Below are 26,838 nucleotides of genomic sequence, written 5' to 3' on the forward strand. Positions count from 1 at the left end.
ATGCGCGCAGTGACCACCGGTGGCTCTCAGGTCCCGCCGACCGGAACAGGGTTCGACAATTCCTTCCCGCTGTCCTCGGCGCAGCGCGGAATGTGGTTTGCGCAACAACTCGCGCCTGACGTCGCTGTCTGTATCGCCCAATACGTCGATCTGCGCGGACCACTCGACATAGCGGTTCTCCAGGAGGCGTCGGCCCGCGCCGGGCACGAGTTCCAGTCGGCCTACCTGCGCCTGGCCCAGGTCGACGGGGAGCCGGTTCAGACGGTCGACCACGGGATAGATCAATCGGTGCATTACCTGGATCTTCGCGGCGAAGACGATCCGATGGCGTCCGCGCTGGCGTGGATAGACGAGAACTACGTCAAGCCGGTCGACATGGAGAACGATCCGCTCGTCGACAGCTGGATCCTTCAGGTCGAGGACGAACGCAACCTCTGGTACAGCAAGATCCACCACGTCGCCCTGGACGGCTACGGTGCCATGACACTGGTCCAGCGCACCGCTGCGCTCTATACCGCAGCGGTCGAGAATGTCGAACCCGAGCCGAACAAGGCAGCCGAACTTCGGCGACTGTACGACCTCGATCAGGAGTACCGGACGTCCACTCGTTTCGAGACGGACAAGGAGTACTGGACATCGAGGGCCGCGGGCATCCACGACGGTGCCACGCTGTCCAACACACCCGGTCGTACCATCGCGGCCAGCAAGCTGCGCAGTGTCGCACTGCCCGATGACGTCGTCACCGAACTCGAAGCGTCGGACTCGACGAAGGGCGGGACGGCCGCCGCGGTGTTCATCGCTGCATTCGGCTGTTACCTCTCGCGCATGACCGGGCGAGAAGACGTCCTGGTCAATATCCCCGTGTCCGCGCGCACCACGGCCCTCCTCCGTCGATCCGGCGGAATGTTGGTCAACGTCGCACCCATTCCGATGCGCGTCTCCGAGAAGGCCACCGTCGGTGAACTCGTACAGCAGGTACAGCTCGAGCTGATGGGCGCGTTGCGGCACCAGAGGTTCAGCATCGAAGACATCCGGCGCGAGTTGGCAGCCACGGGAAGCGACAAACAACTCGCCGGCCCGATGGTCAACATGATGCTGTTCCATCAGCAGATTCAGCTCGGCTCGATCGTCGGCGAATTCAACATCGTCACGTCCGGCCCGGTCGAGGACCTCCTCGTCAACGTTTACCAGAGTGGTACTCCTGCAAGAACGTTCGTCGATTTCCGGGCAAACCCCAACCGCTACGACGACAACGACCTGACGACGCATCACTCCAGTTTCGTCGACATGGTCACCGAATTCATCGCCTCCGGGCCGGACGTACCCGTCCTGCAAGTTCATCCGGACAGCGCCCTCGAAGGTCGCCGCCGCCGTCGCGCTGCGGCGCACGTAGCCCACTGGGTCGATCGACTGGCCGATGCACCGGACCTGCTCGCGCTGCCGACCGACCGCCCCCGGCCTTCGCGCATCGGGCATGTTCGCGCGTCGCACGAGGTCGCCCTGGGGTCCGCAGCGTGGGATGCCGTGAGCCGACTCGCCGACGACAGCTCGACCACCCCGTTCGTCGTGCTCGAATCCGCTGTGGCCGTTCTTCTTTCGCGTCTCGCATCCACGGACGACGTCTCGATCGCAGTGCCCTCCGGCCGCGGCGAGACGGTTGTTCTGCGCACCCGCCCCGACGGCCGTCAGTCGTTCTCGGACTTCGTCGGCACCACCGCGGCAGAGTTCGTCGATGCGTCGGCCCACGCCGATGCCACCTTCGCCGAGATAGCCCGAGCACTCGGCTCGGCCGAAACCGGCTCGCACAACCCCCTCGCCCAGGTCGCGCTCCGCTTCGGAGAGTCTCCGCTTCCGCGCGACGGAATAGATTTCGATCTCGTCGTCACGGTTCACGAGTCCGAATCTCCGCATGTCGTCATCGATTACGCCACAGAACTGTTCGATGCCGGCAGTGTTGCTCAGATCGGTCGTCGTCTGGTGCGCATCGTCGACGCACTGACGAGTGACCCACAGCGTGCCGTCGGTGACGTGGAGTTGCTCTCCGCCGCCGAACGTGCGCGTCTCGCTCCGGTTCGTGGTCCGCGTTCTGTTGCGGGTGTGGTGTTGCCGGAGTTGTTGGCTGGTGCGGTCGGTGTTGCTGGTGTCGGTGGTGTTGCGGTGGTGTCGGGTTCGCGGGTGCTCTCGTATGGGGAGTTGGATGCGGCATCGTCGCGTGTGGCGCGGGTGTTGATGTCGTGTGGTGTGGGTCCGGGGTCGTTCGTGGCGTTGGCGTTGTCGCGGTCGGTGGAGTCTGTGGTGGCGGTGTGGGCGGTGGCGAAGGCCGGTGGTGCGTTCTTGCCGGTGGATCCGAATTATCCGGTGGATCGGATCGAGCACATGTTGGTCGATTCCGGTGCTGTGGTGGGTGTGACGTTGGGTGCGCATCTGGATGCGGTTGCGGGTGTGGGTGGGGTGTCGTGGGTGGTGCTCGACGATGCCGATGTGGTGGCGGATCTGGCGTTCGCTTCGCCTGCTCCGGTGTTGGATGCCGAGCGTTCGGGTGTGTTGCGTCTCGATGATGCGGCGTATCTGATCTATACCTCGGGGTCCACTGGTGTGCCCAAGGGTGTGGTGGTCACTCATCGTGGTGTGGGGAACTTGGCTGCCGAGGAGCGGGTTCGGTTCGGTGTGGGGCCGTCGTCTCGGGTGTTGGCGTTCGCGTCGCCGAGTTTCGATGCGTCGATTCTCGAGTTCGTGTTGGCGTTCTCGGGTGGGGCGACGATGGTGATTGCGCCGGCGATGGTGTTCGGTGGGGTGGAGTTGGCGTCGTTGCTCGCCGAGGAGCGGGTCACGCATGCGTTCGTGACTCCGGCGGCGTTGGCGTCGGTGGATCCGGTGGGGTTGGATTCGGTGGAGGTCGTGGTCACCGGTGGTGATGTGTGTGCTCCGGAGTTGGTGGCGCGGTGGGCGCCGGGTCGGCGGATGTTCAATGCGTACGGTCCGACGGAGGCGACGATTTTCTCGTCGATTTCGTCGGCGTTGGTGGTGGGGGAGTCGGTCGATATCGGTTCGCCGACGATCGGTTTCGCGGAGGTGGTGTTGGATGCGCGGTTGAATCCGGTGCCCGTGGGTGTGGTGGGTGAGTTGTATCTGGCGGGTCCGGCGTTGGCTCGTGGGTATCACGCGCGGTCGGGGTTGTCGGCGGAGCGGTTCGTGGCCAATCCGTTCGGTGGTGCGGGTTCGCGGATGTATCGCACCGGTGATGTGGTGCGGTGGAATGCCTCGGGTGCGTTGGAGTATGTGGGGCGCAGCGATTTTCAGGTGAAGGTGCGTGGTTTCCGCATCGAGTTGGGTGAGATCGATTCGGTGTTGGCGGCTGTGTCGGGTGTCGATTTCGTGGTCACTGTCGGGCGTGAGTCCGCGGCGGGGTCGACGGTGTTGGTGTCGTATGTGTTGCCGGTGGCCGGTGCGTCGTTCGATGCCGGTGTGCTGCGTGATCATGCGGCGTCGGTGCTGCCTGCGCACATGGTGCCCTCGGCGTTCGTGATGTTGGAGTCGATCCCGTTGACTCCGGCCGGCAAACTCGACCGCAAAGCCCTCCCCGAACCCGAGCTCGGTTCCCAGAGCACCACGGAGTCGCCGGAAACCGAGTACGAGGCGGCTGTGGCTGCCGTGTTCTGCGACGTACTGGAACTCGATCGTGTCGGCGTCACCGACAGCTTCTTCGATCTCGGCGGAAACTCCCTTGTCGCAACACGTTTGATCGCCCGCGTCAACGCAGCTCTGGGTACGGATCTGCGGGTTCTCGATCTGTTCGAGGCATCGACGGTCCGCACCCTCGCCGACCGTGCGGAGTCGACGGGCGCATCGCTGCACCGTCGCCCGGCACTGGTTCCCGCCGATCGGCCGGAGTCCGTTCCGCTGTCGCTGGCGCAACAACGCATGTGGTTCATCAATCAGTTCGATGCATCCTCGCCTGCGTACAACATTCCTCTCCTCGTTCGCCTGTCGGGCCGGCTGGACGTCGAAGCGATGTCCGCTGCCGTCGGCGACGTGCTGACTCGACACGAGTCGCTGCGCACGGTGTTCCCCACAGTGGGCGACCTGCCGAATCAGGTGATACTTCCGCCCGAGAACGTCACCGGACCGAACCTTCCGCTCCGCGTCGTCGACGTGGCTGCCGATGCCGTCGACGCGCTCGTACGTAGCTCCGCCACAACGGGATTCGACGTCACCGTCGATCTGCCTTTCCGGGCGGTTCTGTACCGCACCGGCCCGGAGAGCTTCGTGCTCTCGATCGTGGTCCATCACATCGCTGCCGACGGCGCCTCGATGGCACCGCTCGCCCGCGACGTCATGGTCGCCTACAGTGCTCGATCCGCGGGTTCGCAGCCGGCGTGGACGCCACTGACGGTGCAGTATGCAGACTTCGCGCTGTGGCAGCACGACGTGCTCGGCGACGAGAACGACCCCACGTCCGTGGCAGCACGCCAGATCGAATTCTGGAAGTCCGCGCTGACCGACCTTCCCGACGTACTACCGATGCCGCTCGACCGACCACGCCCCACCCGTCAGTCGATGCGCGGCAGCGTCACACCGTTCACCATTCCGGCCGATGTCGCAGCTCGCCTGTCTTCGGTTGCTGCCGAACACGAGTCGACTCTGTTCATGGTGGTGCACTCCGCTCTGGCCGTGCTCCTCGCGCGCCTGAGCGGTACCCAGGACATCGCCATCGGCACCCCGATCGCCGGCCGAGGGGACGCAGCACTCGATGATCTCGTCGGAATGTTCGTCGGAACCCTCGTTCTCCGCACGCAGGTCGAGCCACAGGCCAGCTTCGCCGAACTGCTCGCCGGCGCTCGTAGCTCCGACCTCGCGGCGTTCGACAACACCGACATTCCGTTCGAGCGGCTCGTGGACGTACTCGATCCCGCCAGGTCGACCGATCATTCACCCCTGTTCCAGGTGCTCCTCGAATTCCAGAACAACGCCACCGCCGTGCTCGAGCTGCCCGAACTCGTCGTCGAATTCGAGGAGATCGGTACCGACACTGCGAAATTCGATCTGCAGCTTCGCGTCGACCAGGAACCGGTCGACGAGTCCGGCGCCCTGTCGGCGTCGTTCACGTACGCAACGGATCTGTTCGATCCCGAGACCATCGACCGTTTCGTCGACCGGTTCCTGAGGATCGTCGCGACCATCGGCAGCTCGACGGACATTCGTACCGGCGACATCGACATTCTGTCCCCGGCCGAACGAGAACTCGTACTGTTCGAGTGGAACGACACTGCACGTCTCATCGAGGATCCGGTCCACCGGCAGCTCCACACCGGGGCCGTCGACATGACTCTGAGCAGTCTGTTCGACCGTCAGGTGCTGCGCAGTCCGTACTCGACCGCCCTCGTCTTCGAGGACGAGCACATCACCTACCTGGAGCTGGACGAGCGCGCCAATCAGCTTGCACGGCATCTCATTTCACTGGGCGTGGGGCCCGAGTCCCACGTCGGGCTCGCGATCCGACGTTCGATCGATCTGCTAGTGGGCATGTACGCGATCGTCAAGGCCGGCGGTGCCTATGTACCGATCGACCCCGATCACCCGGTCGAGCGATCGTCCTACGTGCTGTCGAGCGCTCAGCCGGTGTGCATTCTCACCACGAGCCGCGATTGGATCGACATCGCGGTCGCCACTCCCGTTCTCGCGGTGGATCTTCTCGACGTCTCCGATCGCGACCGCTCCTCGATCACCGACCAGGACCGCCTCGGAAGCCTGCACGGAGCCAACACCGCCTACGTGATCTACACCTCCGGCTCCACCGGCCGACCCAAGGGCGTCGCCGTCACGCACTCGGCCATCGTGAACCGACTGCTGTGGATGCAGGACGAGTACCACCTCGCGCCCGCCGACACGGTGTTGCAGAAGACCCCGGCCACGTTCGACGTATCGGTGTGGGAGTTCTTCTGGCCCCTACAGGTCGGTGCCAAGCTCGTCGTGGCGGAGCCCGACGGCCATCGCGACCCGGTGTACCTGTCGAAGATCATCGCGGCCGAACACATCACCACCGCGCACTTCGTGCCGTCGATGCTCGCGGTGTTCGCAGCCGGAGCTCGGGCTGCGGACTGTGTGTCACTACGGCTCGTCTTCTGCAGTGGCGAAGCACTTCCGCCCGCCACCGCCGCGCAGTTCGCGCAGTTCTCCCAGGCCGAGCTGCACAACCTCTACGGTCCTACCGAGGCCGCCGTCGACGTCAGCTACTACCACGTCACCGGCCACGACGGCGTGTCCATTCCCATCGGTTCGCCGGTCTGGAACACCCGTCTGTACGTGCTCGACGCGTCGCTTCGACCGGCCCCGATCGGTGCTCCCGGCGAGCTGTACCTGGCCGGAGTTCAGCTCGCTCGCGGCTACGTCGGCCGCGGCGATCTCACCGCCGATCGCTTCGTCGCCGATCCGTTCGGCGAGCCGGGTGAACGTCTCTACCGCACCGGCGACCTGGTTCGTTGGCGCGCCGACGGCGAACTCGAGTACATCGGCCGTACCGACTTCCAGGTGAAGCTGCGTGGTCTGCGTATCGAGCTTCCCGAGATCGAAGCGGTGCTGCTGCGCTCGGAGTCCGTCGCCCAGGCAATCGCTCTGGTGCACAAGGATCCGAACACCGGCGAGACGTTGGTGGCCTACGTGGTCTCCGCATCCGGTCACGCGGTCGACTCGGCCGAGGTAATCGCCGAAGCCGGACGTCGGCTGCCGGGGTACATGGTGCCCTCGCATGTGGTCGTACTCGACTCACTTCCTCTCAATGCCAGCGGCAAGCTCGACCGAAAGGCACTGCCGGCCCCCGAGTTCACCGTTGCTGCGTCCGAATTCGTCGGACCGGAGAATCCGGTCGAAGAGATCGTCGCGGGCGTCTTCGCGGATCTGCTCGGCGTTGCACAGGTCAGCGCGACCTCGAGCTTCTTCGAGATCGGCGGCAACTCGCTGATCGCGATGCGCCTCGTCGCACGCGTCAATGCCGCCCTCGGAACCGACATCGGCATCCGAGATCTGTTCGATTCACCGACTGTTCGATCGCTGTCCGCGGGCATCGACGTCAGCGCACAGGACTCCGCACCGACGCCTCGGTTGGTGCCTCAGGAACGACCCGCGGTGGTGCCGCTGTCGCTGGCACAGCAGCGGATGTGGTTCATCAATCAGTACGACACCGAGTCGGCTGCCTACAACGTCGCGTTCGCGATGCGCCTGAGCGGCCTCCTCGACGTCGACGCGATGCGCTCGGCCATAGCGGACGTGCTCACACGCCACGAGTCTCTTCGAACGATGTTCCCGCTCACCGACGACGGCCCCGTGCAGTCCGTCCTCGACGTGGCATCGGCCGTTCCGGACCTGACTCCGGTTCCCGCAGAGGACGACCGGCAGGTCGCCGAGCTCATCGGCGCCGTCGCCGGTGCCGGATTCGACGTCGTGGCCGATGTTCCGTTGCGCGTCCGCCTGATCCGTCAGGACGAGAACGAACACGTACTCGTCATGGTGGTCCATCACATCTCGTCCGACGGCTTCTCCAGCGCGCCGCTCGCCCGCGACCTGATGGTGGCGTACAGCGCCCGAGCTGCAGGTCATGCGCCGAGCCAGGAACCGTTGCCGGTGCAGTACGCCGACTACGCGCTGTGGCAGCGCCGTTTCCTCGGCGAGGAATCCGATCCCGACTCCCTGATGGCGAAGCAGGTGACGTACTGGGTCGACGCGTTGGCGGGCAGCCCGGAAGTGCTGCCGTTGCCGACCGATCGCCCGCGTCCGGCAGTGGCGTCCTTGCGCGGCGACACCGTCTCGTTCGCGATCGATCCCGCAGTACATGCTCGGCTCGTGGCCGTTGCCGCGCAGCACAATTCGAGCTCGTTCATGATCGTGCACGCCGCTCTGGCCGTGCTGCTGGCACGGCTGTCCGGTACCGAGGACATTTCGGTCGGCACACCGATCTCCGGTCGAGGCGATGCCGCACTCGACGAGCTCGTCGGCATGTTCGTCAACACGCTCGTCCTCCGCACGCAGGTGCCCGGGTCGACTCCGTTCGAGGATCTGTTGGCGGATGTGCGCACCGTCGACCTGGCGGCCTTCACCCACGCGGACGTGCCGTTCGAGCGGGTCGTCGACGCCGTCGACCCCGCCAGGTCCACCGCTCACGCCCCGTTGTTCCAGGTGATGCTCGAGTTCCAGCACACCGATCGCCCGACGGTGACCTTGCCCGGGCTGTCGATCGAGGGCATCGAACTGCCCAACGACATCTCCAACTTCGACCTGCAGCTCACGGTCTCCGAGGAGTTCGACGCTTCCGGGAACCCGGTCGGCATCGAAGCCAGCTTCCGTTACGCCACAGAACTGTTCGATGCCGACACCGTGCGTGTCATGTCCGATCGTCTGGTGCGGATCCTCGACGCTGTGACGGCCACGCCGTCCGTTCGCGTCGGCGACATCGACATCCTCTCGACCGACGAGTACTCCGCGTTGGCTCCGGTTCGTGGTCCGCGTTCTGTTGCGGGTGTGGTGTTGCCGGAGTTGTTGGCTGGTGCGGTCGGTGTTGCTGGTGTCGGTGGTGTTGCGGTGGTGTCGGGTTCGCGGGTGCTCTCGTATGGGGAGTTGGATGCGGCATCGTCGCGTGTGGCGCGGGTGTTGATGTCGTGTGGTGTGGGTCCGGGGTCGTTCGTGGCGTTGGCGTTGTCGCGGTCGGTGGAGTCTGTGGTGGCGGTGTGGGCGGTGGCGAAGGCCGGTGGTGCGTTCTTGCCGGTGGATCCGAATTATCCGGTGGATCGGATCGAGCACATGTTGGTCGATTCCGGTGCTGTGGTGGGTGTGACGTTGGGTGCGCATCTGGATGCGGTTGCGGGTGTGGGTGGGGTGTCGTGGGTGGTGCTCGACGATGCCGATGTGGTGGCGGATCTGGCGTTCGCTTCGCCTGCTCCGGTGTTGGATGCCGAGCGTTCGGGTGTGTTGCGTCTCGATGATGCGGCGTATCTGATCTATACCTCGGGGTCCACTGGTGTGCCCAAGGGTGTGGTGGTCACTCATCGTGGTGTGGGGAACTTGGCTGCCGAGGAGCGGGTTCGGTTCGGTGTGGGGCCGTCGTCTCGGGTGTTGGCGTTCGCGTCGCCGAGTTTCGATGCGTCGATTCTCGAGTTCGTGTTGGCGTTCTCGGGTGGGGCGACGATGGTGATTGCGCCGGCGATGGTGTTCGGTGGGGTGGAGTTGGCGTCGTTGCTCGCCGAGGAGCGGGTCACGCATGCGTTCGTGACTCCGGCGGCGTTGGCGTCGGTGGATCCGGTGGGGTTGGATTCGGTGGAGGTCGTGGTCACCGGTGGTGATGTGTGTGCTCCGGAGTTGGTGGCGCGGTGGGCGCCGGGTCGGCGGATGTTCAATGCGTACGGTCCGACGGAGGCGACGATTTTCTCGTCGATTTCGTCGGCGTTGGTGGTGGGGGAGTCGGTCGATATCGGTTCGCCGACGATCGGTTTCGCGGAGGTGGTGTTGGATGCGCGGTTGAATCCGGTGCCCGTGGGTGTGGTGGGTGAGTTGTATCTGGCGGGTCCGGCGTTGGCTCGTGGGTATCACGCGCGGTCGGGGTTGTCGGCGGAGCGGTTCGTGGCCAATCCGTTCGGTGGTGCGGGTTCGCGGATGTATCGCACCGGTGATGTGGTGCGGTGGAATGCCTCGGGTGCGTTGGAGTATGTGGGGCGCAGCGATTTTCAGGTGAAGGTGCGTGGTTTCCGCATCGAGTTGGGTGAGATCGATTCGGTGTTGGCGGCTGTGTCGGGTGTCGATTTCGTGGTCACTGTCGGGCGTGAGTCCGCGGCGGGGTCGACGGTGTTGGTGTCGTATGTGTTGCCGGTGGCCGGTGCGTCGTTCGATGCCGGTGTGCTGCGTGATCATGCGGCGTCGGTGCTGCCTGCGCACATGGTGCCCTCGGCGTTCGTGATGTTGGAGTCGATCCCGTTGACTCCGGCCGGCAAACTCGACCGCAAAGCCCTCCCCGAACCCGACTGGTCCGCTCAGGTCACCTCGGGACGCGACGCCGACAATGCCGTCGAGAAGACGCTCGCCGGTTTGTTCGCCGAGGTGCTCCGCCTCGATCGCGTCGGAGTCGACGACTCCTTCTTCGCGCTCGGCGGAGACAGCATCATGTCGATTCAGCTCGTCTCCCGCGCGAAAGCGGCAGGGCTGGCTCTGTCGCCGCGAGATGTGTTCGAGCACAAGACCGTTGCCGCACTGGCCGAGGTCGTCGCGGCCGGCGACGGGACCGTTCCGCTCGTGCTGGACGAGCTGCCCGGCGGCGGCGTCGGAGACGTCCCGCTCACCCCGATCGTGCACTGGATGCTCGACCGCACGTCGGTACTCGACAAGCACACACAGACTGCCGTGCTGACACTGCCGTCCGATATCGAGCTCGACGTTCTCGAAGCAACCGTTCAGACCGTCCTCGATCACCACGACATGCTCCGTGCAGTTCTGCACCGTACCGGAGAGCCGTCGATGGAGGTGCTCCCGATCGGTTCCGTCACGGCGCAGTCCGTCGTCCGCCGGGTGGAGTCGAACAGTGTTCGGGGACCGGAGTTCTCGGATCAGGCCAGGTCGGAAGCCGCTGCAGCAGTGGATCGTCTGGCACCCGATGCCGGTGTCATGATTCAGATGGTCTGGTTCGACGCCGGCTCCGAAGGCAGCCGACTGCTCGTCGTCGCGCACCACCTCGTGATCGACGGCGTCTCGTGGCGAATTCTCGTGCCCGACCTCGCGTCGGCGTGGGCTCAGATCATCGGCGGCAGCACACCGGAACTGGCCCCGGTCGGTACCTCGATGCGTCGTTGGGCGCACGGCCTGCGGGAGGTCACCGCAACGCGTTCGGACGAGCTCGCAGTATGGCGCGACGCGCTCGCCGATCCCGATCCGCTCATCGGTTCACGCGCACTCGACCGCGAGATCGACGTCTATCGAACGGTGGACAAGGTCGAGGTCACTCTGTCGACCGATGTCACCGAGGGCCTGTTGACGGCTCTGCCCGAGGCGTTCCACGGCAGCGTCAACGACGGTCTGCTGGCCGGTCTGGCTCTGGCGACCGCCGTGTGGCGACGAAACCGCGGTGTCGTCGTGTCCGACGCACTGATCTCTCTCGAGGGCCACGGCCGTGAGGACCATGTGGTTCCGGGAGCCGATCTCAGCCGCACCATCGGTTGGTTCACCACCATCTACCCACTTCGACTGACCCTCGACGGGATCGACCTCGACGACGCTCTCGCCGGAGGGGACGCGGCAGCAGCGCTGGTCAAGTCCGTCAAGGAGCAGCTGCTCGCCGTTGCCGATCACGGCATCGGGTACGGCATGCTCCGCTACCTGGACGAGGAGGCCGGTGCGACACTGCGTGACTTCCCGGCGCCCCAGGTCAGTTTCAACTACCTCGGTCGATACAGCACCGACGTTCCGGACGAGCTCCGCGGACACGGGTGGCTGCCGGTCGACGACTCCGGCGTCGGCGATTCTCAGGACGAGGACCTGCCGGTCGCCGCTGCGCTCGACATCAACGCGGTCACCACGGCGACACCGACCGGACCTCGGTTGGAGGCGACCTTCGCATTCCCGACGGGCGTGCTCGATGCCGACGAGGTCACCGAACTCGCCCAGTTGTGGAAGCAGGCTCTCACCGCGCTGACGCAGCTCGCTCAGCGGCCGGGGACCGGCGGGTTCACCCCGTCCGATCTCGATCTGGTGAGCCTCGACCAGAAGTCCATCGACGATCTCGAGCGGGTGTACCCGACTCTCGACGATATCTGGTCGATGACGCCTCTGCAGGCCGGTTTGCTCTTCCATGCCGAACTGTCGGATCAGTCCGTCGATGCCTACATCGTCCAGCTGGTGCTGGACCTCCGCGGGGACGTCGACGAGGCTCGCTTCCGCCGCGCTGCCCAGGCTCTACTGCGGCGCCACGCGAACCTGCGCACGGCGTTCGTGCACAACAACGACGGCGAATCCATCCAGATCGTGCATCACGACGTCGATGTGCCGTGGACCTCGGTCGATCTGTCGTCGCTGAGCGTCGACGATCGCGCAGCCGAGCTCGAGCGAATCGAACACGACGACCGCGCAACGCGATTCAACATGGCACAGGCGCCGTTGTTGCGCTTCATGCTCGTGACGCTGGCCCCGGGCGAGTGGCGTCTGGTGATGACCAACCACCACATCCTGCTCGACGGATGGTCGACGCCGCTGCTCCTCAAGGACCTGCTCACGCTCTACGTCGTGGACGGCGACGACGCCGTTCTTCCGCGCGTACCTGCGTACCGCGACTACCTGTCGTGGTTGTCGCGGCGTGATCACTCGGCAGCTCGTGCGGCATGGACGGAAGCCCTCGCGGGTCTCGCCGAACCCACCCTGCTGACGCCGGTCGAGAGCCGTCGCCAGGAGTCGACATTGGCCGGCCGCGCGTTGGTTTCCCTGGACACCGAGCAGACCGAACGCCTGCGCAGTCTCGCCCGGGCACGCGGCATCACGATGAACTCGATGGTGCAGGCTTCGTGGGCGATGGTGCTGGGCACGTTGACCGGTCGCACGGACGTCGTGTTCGGTGCCACCGTCTCGGGACGTCCGCCGGAGGTCTCGGATATCGAGTCCATGGTCGGTCTGTTCATCAACACGCTGCCGGTGCGCATCGTGCTGGATCCAGCCGAGACACTCGGCCAGTACCTCGATCGGGTGCAGGCCGAACAGGCTTCGCTGCTCGATCACCACTACCTGGGCCTGACCGATATCCAGCGTGCCGTCGGTCCCGCGGTCGCGTTCGACACGCTCACCGTGTTCGAGTCGTATCCGATGGACCGTGCGGGTCTGTCGGCCGAGACCGATCTCGCCGGCATGCGGGTGCACGACGTAAACGACGGCAGCGACACCGCACAGTATCCGCTGACCCTGGTCGCGATGGTCGACGACCGATTGCACATCGAAGCCAAGTACCTGCCCGAGCTGTTCGAGCACAGTGTCGTCGTCGCCACCGTCGATCGAATCGTGCGTGTTCTCGAGGCGATCGCGACCGACACCGACCAACGGGTCGCATCGCTGTCGCTGCTGTCCTCGGAGGAATCGAACAGGCTGGCCCCGGTACGTGGTCCCGCTTCCACGACCGAACGACTCCTGCCGGACATCCTCACCGATGCTGCTGCCCGCAACCCCGGTGGTACGTCAGTGTGGAGCGCAGGTCGGACACTGACCTACACCGAATTGGACACTCGGTCGTCCGCGCTCGCGCGTGCGTTGATCGCCCGCGGAGCAGGTCCGGAAACCGTTGTGGCACTTGCTTTGCCGCGCTCCATCGAATCGGTTCTCGCAATCTGGGCCGTGGCCAAGACCGGTGCGGCCTTCCTGCCGATCGATCCGAGTTACCCCCGTGATCGAGTCGAGCACATGCTGGTCGACTCCGGCGCGTCCATCGGCGTCACGTCGACCGAGCACGTCGGTGCCGTCGAGGGTCTGGGCTCGGCTGCGTGGTCCGTCCTCGACCACGACGACACTCGCCGCGATCTCGCGAACCGTTCGACCGCACCGGTTCTCGACTCCGACCGCACTCGACCGGTACACATCGATCAGGTCGCGTACCTGATCTACACCTCCGGCTCCACCGGAGTTCCCAAGGGCGTCACCGTCACTCATCGCGGCCTGGCCAACCTGGCCGAGGAAGAACGGTCTCGTTTCGAGGTGACTCCGAACGCTCGGGTTCTCGCGTTCGCGTCACCGAGCTTCGATGCATCCATTCTCGAGCTGGCCATGGTGATCTCGGGTGCCGCCACGATGGTGATCGCACCCACCTCCGTCTACGGCGGCGTGGAGCTCGGCGAGCTCCTGGCGCAGCAGCACGTCACGCATGCGTTCGTGACTCCCGCGGCCCTCGCATCGGTGGACCCCGATGGTCTGACCGAACTGAGCGTCGTTGCAACCGGCGGCGACGTGTGTCCGCCCGAGCTCGTCGCACGGTGGGCACCGGGCCGGCGCATGTTCAATGCGTACGGCCCCACGGAGGCCACCATCTTCTCCTCCGTCAGTGACCAGCTGCACGTGGGCTCGCCCATCGATATCGGCTCGCCGACAATCGGTTTCGGCGAAGTAGTGCTGGATTCGCGTCTGCATCCGGTACCGGTCGGTGTCGCAGGAGAGCTCTACCTCGCCGGCCCCGCCCTGGCGCGTGGCTACCATTCGCGATTCGGTCTGACGGCAGAGCGGTTCGTCGCGAACCCGTTCGGCGAGCCCGGCGAGCGTATGTACCGAACCGGCGACGTCGTGCGGTGGACCGAGTCGGGCACCCTCGAGTACGTCGGACGCAGCGACTTCCAGGTCAAGGTGCGCGGTTTCCGTATCGAGCTCGGCGAGATCGACGCGGTGCTGACCGATGATCCGACAGTCGAATTCGCTACGACGATCGGTGTCGACGGACCTGCCGGAAACACGATCCTGGTCGCCTACGTTCTTCCGCGGCCCGGCCACGAAATCGATGTGACGACGCTGCGCACTCGGGCGTCGAGTTCGCTTCCGACACACATGATTCCGACGGCGTTCGTTGCCCTGGAGTCGATCCCGCTCACGCCCGCGGGCAAGCTCGATCGACAGGCGCTGCCCGCCCCGGATCTGCACCTCGGCAGCGACTCGCGCGCTCCTCGCAACGAGACCGAGCGGATCATCGCCGAAATCTTCGGCGAGGTTCTCGGCGTGGGCAGCGTCGGCATCGACTCGAGCTTCTTCGATCTCGGTGGAGACTCGCTGAGCGCCACCCGCCTCACCGCTCGGGTGAATGCAGCCCTCGACACCGCTGTCAGCGTTCGTGCGTTGTTCGAGGCACCCACGGTCGAGTCGTTGGCGGTGCGAGTGCACAGCAACCCGGCCGGTGCCGCGCGCCGTCCGGCGCTCACTGCGAAGCCTCGCCCGAGCTCGATTCCATTGTCGATGGCTCAGCAGAGAATGTGGTTCATCAACCAGTTCGACGTCGACTCGGCCGCCTACAACATCCCGCTCGCGGTTCGATTGACAGGCCGTCTCGACATCGAGGCAATGAACGCTGCGATCGGTGACGTGCTGGCGCGGCACGAGTCGCTGCGCACCGTGTTCCCCTCGCCCGGCGATCGCCCCGAGCAGCACATTCTCGGCACCGACGCGGCGACGACCGATCTGCACGTCGTCGACGTCGATGCCAACGAGATCGTCACCGCGATCTCGTCCGCTGCCGCCCGCGGATTCGACGTGTCGAAGGACCTGCCCTTCCGGGCCGTTCTGTACCGGACGGCACCCGAGGATTTCGTGCTGTCGATCATCGTGCATCACATTGCCGCCGACGGCGCGTCCATGGCACCGCTGGCCCGAGACGTCATGGTGGCGTACGGATCTCGCGTGTCGGGAGTAGCTCCGATGTGGGCACCGCTCGACGTTCAGTACGCCGATTTCGCGATGTGGCAACGCTCGGTCCTCGGCGACGAGTCCGACCCGAGCTCGGTGGCAGCACAGCAGCTGGAGTTCTGGAAGTCCACTCTCGCGGATCTACCCGAGCTGCTGCCGCTTCCGCTCGACCATCCTCGCCCGGCACGGCAGTCGATGCGCGGCAACAGTGTTCGGTTCGAGATCGAGCCAGACGTCCACGCCGGCCTGGTGGACCTCGCCCGCGCGAACGACGCGACCGTCTTCATGGCCATGCATGCAGCATGGTCGATCCTCATGGCTCGTCTCAGCGGGACCGTGGACATCGCAGTCGGCACGCCCATCGCCGGGCGTGGCGACGCGGCGCTCGACGATTTGGTCGGCATGTTCGTCGGGACTCTGGTTCTGCGCACCGAGGTAGCGCCCGATCTCTCGTTCACCGAGCTGCTCCGCCGGACCCGTACCGCGGACCTGGCGGCGTTCGACAACACCGACGTGCCGTTCGAGCGTCTCGTCGACGTCCTCGATCCGGCCCGTTCCACCGATCACTCGCCGTTGTTCCAGGTACTGCTCGAATTCCAGAACAACACCTCGGCGGCACTGGAGCTACCCGAACTCACCGTCGAGGCAGTCGACATCGACGCCCACGTCGCGAAGTTCGACCTCCAGCTGACCGTCGCGGAACGGTTCGACGACTCCGGTGCTCCGGCAGGTATGACCGCTGCGATCACCTATGCGGTCGACCTGTTCGACGAGATCTCCGTGGACGAGTTCTCGACTCGATTCGGTGCCGTCCTCGCCGGCGTGACCACCGATCCCGATCGTGCTGTCGGCGACATCGACATCCTGTTGCCGGGTGAACTCGACGCCATGGCCCGGCAGTGGAACCACGACGGACACACGGCGACCGATGCGACACTGGCCGACCGCTTCGCCGCTGCCGCTGCGCAGTTCCCCGAAGCACAGGCAGTCGTGTTCGGCGATTGCTCGCTGACCTACGCCGAGCTGGACGACCGCTCGAACCGACTCGCACGAGTCCTCGTGTCGCGGGGCGTGACGGCGGAGTCCCTGGTGGCGGTTGCGATGCCGCGCACCGAGGAGCTGATCGTTGCTCTGCTGGCGGTCGTCAAATCCGGCGGCGGCTACCTCCCGATCGATGTCGGCTACCCGGCCGACCGGCTCGCCTTCATGCTCGACGACGCGTCACCGGTCTGTGTGATCTCCACCGTCGCCGACAGTGCATCGGTGCCTGCTTCCGATGTCGAGATGCTGCTGCTCGATGCACCCGAAGCGGTCGCCGAGCTGGCAAGTGTGTCCGGAGCCCCGCTGACCGACGCCGACCGCATCGGCACCACCGATGCCGATTCGATCGCCTACGTCATCTACACCTCGGGTAGTACCGGACGCCCCAAGGGTGTGCAGATCGCGCACCGTAACGTGGCGACGCTGTTCGCGAACACCACGGATCTGTTCCACTTCGACGACCGCGACGTGTGGACCATGTTCCACTCCTACGCGTTCGACTTCTCGGTGTGGGAACTGTGGGGACCACTGCTGCACGGCGGCACTCTCGTGGTCGTCGACTACTACACCGCACGCTCGCCGGAACTGTTTCGCGAGTTGCTGATTCGTGAGAAGGTCACGGTTCTCAACCAGACGCCGACGGCGTTCTACCAGTTCGCCGAAGCCGATCGTGTGGCAACCGCGGCCGGTGGATCCGCCGACGGATCGGACGCACTGTCGCTGCGGTACGTCATCTTCGGTGGAGAAGCACTCGATCTCGGGCAGCTCGGTCGCTGGTACGCACGGCACGAGGAGACCTCGCCCACCCTGGTCAACATGTACGGCATCACCGAGACGACGGTCCACGTGAGCCATCTGGCTCTGACCGAGCAGTTCGCGGCGTCCGCTTCGGCCAGCGTCATCGGCCAGGCGATCCCGGCGCTGCGTGTCGCAGTGCTCGACACCCGTCTCAATCCTGTTCCGCCCGGCGTCGTGGGGGAGATGTACGTCTCCGGCGCACAGCTCTCTCGCGGCTACCTCGGCCGAGCAGGGCTGTCCGCAACGCGTTTCGTTGCCGACCCCTCCGGCGATGCGGGTGCGCGTATGTACCGCACCGGTGACACCGCCAGGTGGAATCGCGATGGGGCTCTCGAATACCTGGGTCGAAGCGACATGCAGGTCCAGTTGCACGGCTTCCGTATCGAACTGGGCGAAATCGAAAGCGCGCTACTGGCATTCGATGGGGTAGCGGCTTCCGTGGTCGCCGTCCGCGACGACGGTTTCGGTGATCGCCTGATCGGCTACGTCGTGGCCGAGGCCGGTCGCGCGCTCGACCATGCGGCCGTTCTCGACTTCGTGGGCAACTCGTTGACCTCGTACATGGTGCCCGCAGCGTTGATCGTCCTGGACGAGCTGCCGCTGACCGCCAACGGCAAACTCGATCGCCGTGCACTCCCGGCACCGGACTTCTCGGCAAACGTCACCGAAAGTCGTTTGCCCGCAACCGAAGTCGAGTCGATCCTGGCCGGTCTGTTCGCGGACGTTCTCGGGCTCGATACCGTCGGCGTCGACGATTCGTTCTTCGCACTCGGCGGCGACAGCATCATGTCGATCCAGTTGGTCTCGCGCGCCAAGGCCGCCGGGCTGGTGCTGGCTCCCCGCGACATCTTCGAGCGCAAGACCGTGGCCGCTCTCGCCGAGGTCGCTGTTCTCGGCGGCGACGCCGTGGTGCTCGAAGAACTCGACGGTGGGGGAGTCGGCCCGATGCCGCTCACCCCGGTCGTGCGGTGGATGTTGGACCGCAGCACCGAATTCGGCCGTTACACACAAACAGCGCTGCTTCAGCTTCCGGTCGGCATCGAGCGCGAGACGCTCGAACGCACGGTGGCAGCGGTGCTCGATCGTCACGACATGCTGCGTGCGCGCCTCTACCAGGACGCGGACGGGGAGTGGCACGAGGAAGTGTCTCCGGTCGGAACAGTCTCGGCTGCGAGCGTCCTTCACGCGGTCTCGGTCGAATCCGTCGACGGCCCCGAATTCTCCGTCGTCGCCGCGGCCGAGCTCGACGCCGCTGCCGATCGTCTGGTTCCGGCCGACGGCGTCATGGTGCAGATGGTGTGGTTCCAGAGCCCCAATGGCTCGGGTCGACTGCTCGTCGTCGCCCACCACCTCGTGATCGACGGCGTGTCCTGGCGCATTCTGGTTCCCGACCTCGCCACGGCATGGAGTCGGATCGTCTCCGGCCAGGAGCCTGAACTGGCTCCGATCGGTACGTCGATGCGTCGGTGGTCCACCGGACTCACCGAGGTCACGGCCGCCCGAACCGACGAGCTAGGACTGTGGCGTCGGATCCTCGACGGAGCCGACCCGACGATCGGTTCTCGCCCGCTCGACAAGAGAATCGACGTCGACGCCACCGTGCAGCGTGTCCGCACGTCCCTGCCGGTCGAGGTCACCGAGCGCCTGTTGACCACTGTCCCGGACGTGTTCCGCGGCAGCGTCAACGACGGCCTGCTGGCCGGTTTGGCTCTGGCCCTGACGGCGTGGCGTCGCGAACGCGGCGATGCGGTGCGGGACGCTCTCGTGACTCTCGAGGGCCACGGCCGCGAGGACGCGGTGGTGCCCGGTGCCGATCTCGGTCGGACCGTCGGCTGGTTCACCACCATCTTCCCCGTGCGTCTCGATCTCGGGTCGCTCGACGTCGCCGACGCTCTGGCAGGCGGCGCGTCGGCCGGTGCCCTGGTCAAGACCATCAAGGAACAGCTGCTCGAGATCCCCGATCACGGCATCGGCTACGGCATGCTGCGGTACCTCGATTCCGCTGCAGCCGAGGCTCTGTCCGGCTTCGCCGCACCACAGGTCAGCTTCAACTACCTCGGCCGGTTCTCCACCGGATCCACCGAAGGCATGGACGACGTGGGTTGGATCCCGGTGGCCGACGCAGAGCTCGGCGACGCGCAGAATCCGGATATGCCGGTGCCTGCGGCGCTGGACATCAACGCTGTCACCACCTCGACCCCCGACGGCCCGCAGCTCGACGCGACGTTCGCCTTCCCCGCGGGCGTTCTCGACACCGACGAGGTCGGCAGGTTGATCGAACTGTGGACGCAGGCCCTCACCTCGATCACCGAGCACGCCTCGGCCGACGGTGCGGGCGGCTTCACGCCGTCGGATCTCGAGCTGGTCGACATCGATCAGACATCCATCGATGCTCTGGAAGAGCAGTTCCCGAATCTCGACGACGTGTGGTCGTTGTCGCCTCTGCAGGCCGGCTTGCTGTTCCACGCTCGCCTGGCCGGCGAGATCGGCAGTGCCGGTTCGGGTGTCGATGCGTACATGGTTCAGCTGGGGCTCGAGCTCCGGGGGACTGTCGATGCGACGCGGATGCATGCTGCCGTCGACAAACTGGTCTCTCGCCATCCCAACCTGCGAGCAGCGTTCGTACACAACAGCAACGGCGAGTCACTGCAGATCGTGCAGAGTTCGGTCACTGTTCCGTGGTCCGAGATCGACCTTCGGGGGGAGCCCGATGTCGAGGTGGCCCTCGAGGCAGTTCTCGAGGCCGACCGTGCGGTGCGCTTCGAGATGGACCGGGCACCGCTGCTGCGGTTCACGCTCATCACCCTGGCCGACGATCACTGGCGTCTGCTGCTGACCAACCACCACATCCTGTTGGACGGATGGTCGACGCCGCTGGTCGTCAAGGAACTCATCACGCTCTACGTCACCGAGTCCGACGACTCGATGCTGCCGCGCATTCCTGCCTACCGGGACTACCTGGCCTGGATGCGCCAACGCGACGTGGCGATCTCCACCGCGCAGTGGGTCAGTGCCATGGCCGGCGTGGAAGAACCCACGCTGTTGGTCACCGACGATCGTGGCCGGCAACTGTCCTCCGTGTCGCAGGAGACCGAGCGGTCGTTGTCGGTCGAGACCACCGCGGCACTGCGTGACTTCGCTGCTCGCCGTGGATCGACCCTCAACACCCTCGTCCAGACCGCATGGGGCGTCGTGCTGGCCACCCTCACCGGACGCGAGGACGTCGTGTTCGGTGCGACGGTGTCGGGTCGTCCGCCGGAGGTTCCGGGTATCGAGGGCATGATCGGGCTGTTCATCAACACCCTGCCCGTCCGGGTCACGCTCGACCGGAGCGAAACGCTGGGTGCACTGGTCGATCGGGTTCAGGCCGAGCAGGCATCGCTGTTGGATCACCACTACCTCGGCCTGACCGATATCCAACGCGCAGCGGGTGCAGGCGTGGCTTTCGACACCTTGACGGTGTTCGAGTCGTACCCCGTCGACCGGGCCGGCGCTTCTGCGGCAACCGATTTCGCCGGTATGCAGGTCACCGACATTCTCGGAACCGACGCAGCGCACTACCCGCTGACTCTGGTTTCGTCGGTCGACGAGCGCCTCAACCTGAAGGCGAAGTACCTGCCGGAACTGTTCGACGTCGATTCCGTGCACGCCATCGTCGATCGCGTCGAGCGTGTCCTCGACGCCGTGCTCGAGGACGAACAGCAGCCACTGGGACGGCTGCGACTCCTCGGTGACGCCGAGTTCGCCTCGCTGGCACCGGTGTTCGGACCCGATGGACGCTCGGCCCGGCTGCTGCCGGAGATCTTCTCCGACGCTGCCGCGGTGAACCCGGACGCCATCGCACTGCGCAGCACCGACGGCGAAATGACGTACCGGGAGTTGGACCGTCGGTCCAACCGACTCGCTCGAATTCTGCTGGGCCACGGCGTGCGCACCGAGACCTTCGTGGCACTCGGCATCGCACGATCGATCGAATCGGTGCTGACGGTCTGGGCCGTCGCAAAATCCGGCGCGGCATTCGTACCGGTGGATCCCAACTACCCGGCCGATCGCATCGAGCACATGTTGGCCGACTCCGGAGCAACGTTCGGCGTCACCACCCGCGCCCATCTCGACGACCTGCCGTCGACCGTGCCCTGGATCGTCCTCGACGATCTGGCGACGGACGGCCCGAACGCAGTGAGCGACGAGCCGATCGGCGCCACCGAGCGGAACGGACGCATCGCCTTCGACAGCGCGGCGTACACCATCTACACCTCGGGTTCGACGGGTGTGCCCAAGGGTGTCGTCGTCACGCACTCCGGTCTCGACAACTTCGCAACCGAGCAGCGCGAGCGATACCGAATCACCAAAGACTCACGCACACTGCACGTCTCGTCCCCGAGCTTCGATGCATCCGTGCTCGAGTACCTACTCGCCTTCGGCGTCGGCGCGACGATGATCATCGTGCCGCCCACCGTGTACGGCGGCAACGAACTCGCGGCACTGTTGGCAGCGGAGTCGGTCACCCACGGCTTCATCACCCCGTCGGCTCTGGCGTCGGTCGACCCGAGCGGGCTCGACACGTTCGCCGACGTCGTCGTCGGTGGCGAGGCCGTACCGGCCGAGTTGGTCGCGAAGTGGGCACCGGGCCGGAATCTCTACAACGGTTACGGTCCGACCGAGGCCACGATCATGTCCAACATCAGCACGCCGATGACTGCAGGTGACACCGTCTCGATCGGTGGTCCTGTTCGCGGCGTGTACGAGGTGGTGCTCGATTCACGGCTGCAGCCTGTTCCTGTCGGCGTGGCAGGTGAGCTCTATCTCGCGGGTGTCGGACTCGCCCGCGGTTACCACGATCGATTGGGCCTGACGGCGGAGCGATTCGTCGCCGACCCGTTCGGCGCACCCGGCGCGCGGATGTACCGCACCGGAGACGTGGTGCGGTGGTCGCCGGATCTGACGATCGAATACGTCGGTCGAAGTGATTCGCAGGTCAAGGTTCGCGGCTTCCGCATCGAACTCGGCGAGATCGACGCGGCGCTCGCATCGCATCCGTCCGTGGACTTCGCCGCGACCTTCGGCACTCCGGGTCCGTCGGGAGCGACCGTTCTGGTGTCGTACGTACGAACCACCGAGGGCGCGGCGGACGCGTTCGATACCGGTGTCCTGCGTGACCACCTGGCCGGCATGCTGCCGTCGCACATGGTTCCCGCAGCCATCGTCGTGCTCGACGCCATTCCGCTCACGCCGGTCGGAAAACTCGATCGGTCCGCGTTGCCGGTGCCCGAGTTCGGGTCGGCGACGTCGTACCGCGAGCCGAGCACGCCGGCCGAGCTCACCGTGGCCGCTGTGTTCGCCGAGATTCTCGACGTTGATCGGGTCGGTGCCGACGACAGCTTCTTCGAGCTCGGTGGCGACTCGCTCAGCGCCACCCGTGTCATCGCTCGCGTCAATGCCGAACTCGGCACTACGATCGGCGTGCGCACGATCTTCGAGATGCCGACTGTCGCCGGATTGGCGAGCGCGGTCGGCGCAACGTCCACACGGACGCAGCGTCCGAATCTCGTTGCGACACAGCGTCCTGATCACATCCCGCTGTCTCTCGCACAGCAACGCATGTGGTTCATCAACCAGTTCGACACCACCTCGGCGGCGTACAACGTGCCACTGGTCGTCAAGTTGACCGGGCAGCTCGATACTGCGGCCCTCGCCGCGGCAGTCGTCGACGTCCTCGAGCGGCACGAATCGCTGCGGACGACGTTCCCGGACGGACCGGACTTCCCGGTCCAGCTCGTACATCCGGCCGTCGAGGTAGCTCCGGTGGTCGAGCCGGAATCGATCGATGCCGGTGTGCTGACCGACCGGGTGGCGCACCTGGCGGGACGTGGATTCGACGTGACCACCGAGATTCCGGTGCACGTCGAGCTGTTCCACGTCGTGGGTGCCAATACCGATGCCGAGCCCGTCTTCGTGCTGGCGATGGTGGTGCATCACATCGCGGCCGACGGAGCCTCGATGGCACCGCTGGCACGAGACGTGGTGCTCGCGTACTCGGCGCGCACCACGGGAGCAGCGCCGGGCTGGGAGCCCTTGCCGGTGCAGTACGCCGACTACACGCTGTGGCAGCGTTCGTTGCTCGGCGACGAGAAGGACGAGTCGAGCGTGGCCGCGGCCCAGCTCGAGTACTGGTCGACGGCGCTCGCAGGTCTACCCGATCTGCTGCCGTTGCCCACCGATCGCCCGCGGCCCACCACGCAGGATTTCCGGGGTGGCCGGGTTCGCTTCACCGTCGACGCCGAGATCCATCGGGCACTCGTCGAGATCACCCGCGAGCAGAACGTCAGTATGTTCATGGTGTTGCACGCCGCGTTCGCGGTGGTGCTGGCGCGCCTGAGCGGTACCGACGACATCGCGATCACCACTCCGGTGGCAGGGCGCGGCGACGCGGCACTGGACGATCTCGTCGGCATGTTCGTCAACACCTTGGTGTTGCGCAGCCGGATCGACGACTCCACCTCGTTCGTGGATCTGCTCGCGCAGGTGAAAGCACACGACCTCGACGCCTTCGATCACACCGAGATGCCGTTCGAGCGCATCGTCGAGGTGCTCAATCCCACGCGATCGACGGCGTATGCACCGCTGTCGCAGGTGGCGTTGTCGTTCCAGAACAACGAGAAGGCGTCCCTCGAGCTACCGGATCTGCGCGTGGAGGGCTTCGACTTCGACGTTCCCGTGGCCAAGCAGGATCTGCAACTCCTGGTGTCCGAGACCTTCGACGACGACGGGCGACCGACCGGATTCGAGGCAGCGTTCGATTACGCCACCTCGCTGTTCGACGCGTCCACCGTCGATGCGATCGCGGCGCGACTGGTTCGCGTACTCGACGCCGTCGGTACCGATCGACTCACCGCGGTGGGGGATATCGACATTCTCGGTGCCGACGAGAAGCAGGCTCTGGCACCGGCTCGCGGGTCCGCCGACGTCGCGTTGCGAACGTGGCCGGAAATGCTCGCCGCCTCGGTGGCGCTCGACCCGTACGCGGTCGCCGTCACGTATCGGGGCGTGAGCCTGTCCTACGCCGACCTCGACAGTTGGTCGAACCGAATCGCGCGAATGCTCATCGACTACGGCGTCGGACCGGAAACGTTCGTCGCCTTGGCACTGCCTCGGTCCATCGAGTCGGTTCTGTCGGTGTGGGCGGTCGCCAAGACCGGTGCGGCATTCCTGCCGGTCGACCCGAACTACCCGGCCGACCGCATTGCGCACATGCTCGAAGATTCGCGTGCGGCAATGGGATTGACCGACGTCGACAGTCGGCAGTCACTGCCCGACACCGTGCCGTGGCTCGTCCTGGACGATCCCGAGACGTCATCGGAGCTCTCTCGCTATCCCGTGGCCGCAGTCACCGATGCCGAGCGCACCGCGACGCTGCACCTCGACCACCCGGCGTACCTGATCTACACCTCGGGTTCGACCGGTCGCCCGAAGGGCGTCGCAGTGCGGCACCGGGGCCTGGCCAACCTGCAGGCCGAGGTGATCGATCGATTCCGTCCCACCCGAGATTCGCGGGTGTCGCACATCGCCTCGCCTAGTTTCGACGCCTCCGTGTACGAGCTCACGATGGCGTTCGGCGTCGGTGCCACCGTCGTGATCGTGCCGCCGGGAACGTTCGGTGGCAGCGAACTGGCCGACCTGCTCGAATCGGAACATGTCACACACGCGTTCCTGACTCCGGCGGCGTTGTCCTCGATCGACGAGACGCGTTTGGGCACGGTCCGCGTCCTCGCCGTCGGCGGCGAGGCCTGCACTCCGGAGCTGGTGGCGAAGTGGGCACCGGGCCGCAAGATGTTCAACGGCTACGGTCCGACCGAGACGACCATTCAAGCGAGTGTCGGCGGTCCGTTGATGCCAGGCGGCACGGTGGACGTCGGCCGGCCGGGTACCGGATTCCGGTTCCTCGTGCTCGACGCACGTCTGCGGCCGGTCCCGGCCGGGGTGTCGGGCGAGCTGTACATCGCAGGCCCCGGTACGGCACGCGGTTACCTGCGACGGTTCGGGCTCACGTCCGAACGCTTCGTCGCAGACCCGTTCGGTACCGCCGGTGAGCGGATGTACCGAACCGGTGACGTCGTGCGCTGGGGGAGTACCGGTGTGCTCGAGTTCGTCGGACGCAGCGACTTCCAGGTCAAGGTCCGCGGATTCCGTATCGAGCTCGGCGAGATCGACTCCGCGCTCACCGATCACGACGAGGTCGGCTTCGCGGCGACCATCGGTCACAATGCGGCGTCGGGAGACACGGTTCTCGTGTCCTACGTCCTGCCGGCAGAGGGTGCATCGGTGGACGTCGAGGCATTGCGCGACAGTGTCGCGACCGTTCTTCCGCGCCACATGGTCCCGTCGACGATCATCGAACTCGCCGACATCCCACTCACTCCGGTGGGCAAGCTGGATCGACGCGCGCTCCCGGTGCCGGAACTGACGGTGTCGACGACGCCGTATCGGGCACCGAGTACCGATCTCGAAGCAGCCATCGCCGACGCGTTCGCCGAGGTGTTGGGTGTCGAACGAGTCGGTATGGACGACAACTTCTTCGAGCTCGGAGGCACGTCGCTGGTGGCAACCAAGATCGGCCCGGCCATCGAGAACGCGGTCGGAGTTCGCGTCCCGCTGCAGGCGTTGTTCGTCGATCCGACCCCGGCAGGGCTCGCGGCTCGGGTCGCGTCGGACGTCGATTCGTCCGGTGCACAACTGGATTCGGTGTTCGGAGTTGTCATCCCACTGCGCAGCACAGGTTCCAAGGAACCGCTGTTCTGCGTCCATCCCGGAATCGGGTTGTCGTGGGGATATGCGGGCCTGGTGTCCCAGATCGGTGACGACCGTCCCGTGTACGGCCTGCAGTTGCCCAGCATCGTGGAAGGCACGCCGTTCGGCTCGATTCGAGACCTCGCGCACCGGTACGCCGACGAGATTCGGGCTGTCCAGCCGGTCGGTCCGTACCACCTGCTCGGGTGGTCGCTCGGTGGTTCGCTCGCCCATGCGATCGCCGTGGAACTACGCAGCACCGGCAGCGAAGTGCAGACTCTCGCGTTGCTGGACAGCTACGTCGACGGCCATGACGAGACGGCCGACGGTGAGCTGAGCGTCGAGAACCTGCTCGCGGGTCTGGGGCTGGATCTGACTGCTCAGGCGTCGTCCGAGCCGTTGACCTACGAACGTGGTGTCGAACTGCTCGACGAATCCCTGGGGCAGACCACCGGTGTCACGGCGGATCATTTGCGCAGAATCAATGCAGGATTCGAGAACTCGACGCGAATCATGGCCGAGTTCATCCCGGACGTGTTCGACGGAAATGTTTTGTTCTTTTCTGCAACGAAAGGCGCGAGTGACGGAATTGTTCGGTCACCACAGGAATGGCGACCGTACGTGTCAGGAGATATCGTCATCCACGGCGTCGACGTTTTCCATAACGAAATGACCAATCCCGATGCTGTCTCGGTGATCGGTCCGGTTGTCGACGCACATCTGGGCAATACATATCCATAACGTTTCCGAGTGTTCTTCCGTGAAAGAGCACTCGCTCGAATACCATCGGCTTTCGATACTCGAGTGGTCGAATGCGAATCACTA

Annotated in this window: 1 protein-coding gene; it reads left to right on the forward strand. The window is 65.5% G+C overall.

Annotated features, from left to right (window positions below; genetic code table 11):
- The gene (locus tag K414_RS0117440; protein WP_202595071.1) at positions 1 to 26,754 is read left to right on the forward strand and encodes a non-ribosomal peptide synthase/polyketide synthase; all 26,754 of its coding nucleotides are present in this window, start codon (positions 1 to 3) and stop codon (positions 26,752 to 26,754) included.
- The last annotated feature ends 84 nt before the right edge of the window (positions 26,755 to 26,838 follow it).

It is taken from the genome of Rhodococcus sp. JG-3 (genome assembly GCF_000482405.1).
Lineage (GTDB): Bacteria > Actinomycetota > Actinomycetes > Mycobacteriales > Mycobacteriaceae > Rhodococcoides > Rhodococcoides fascians.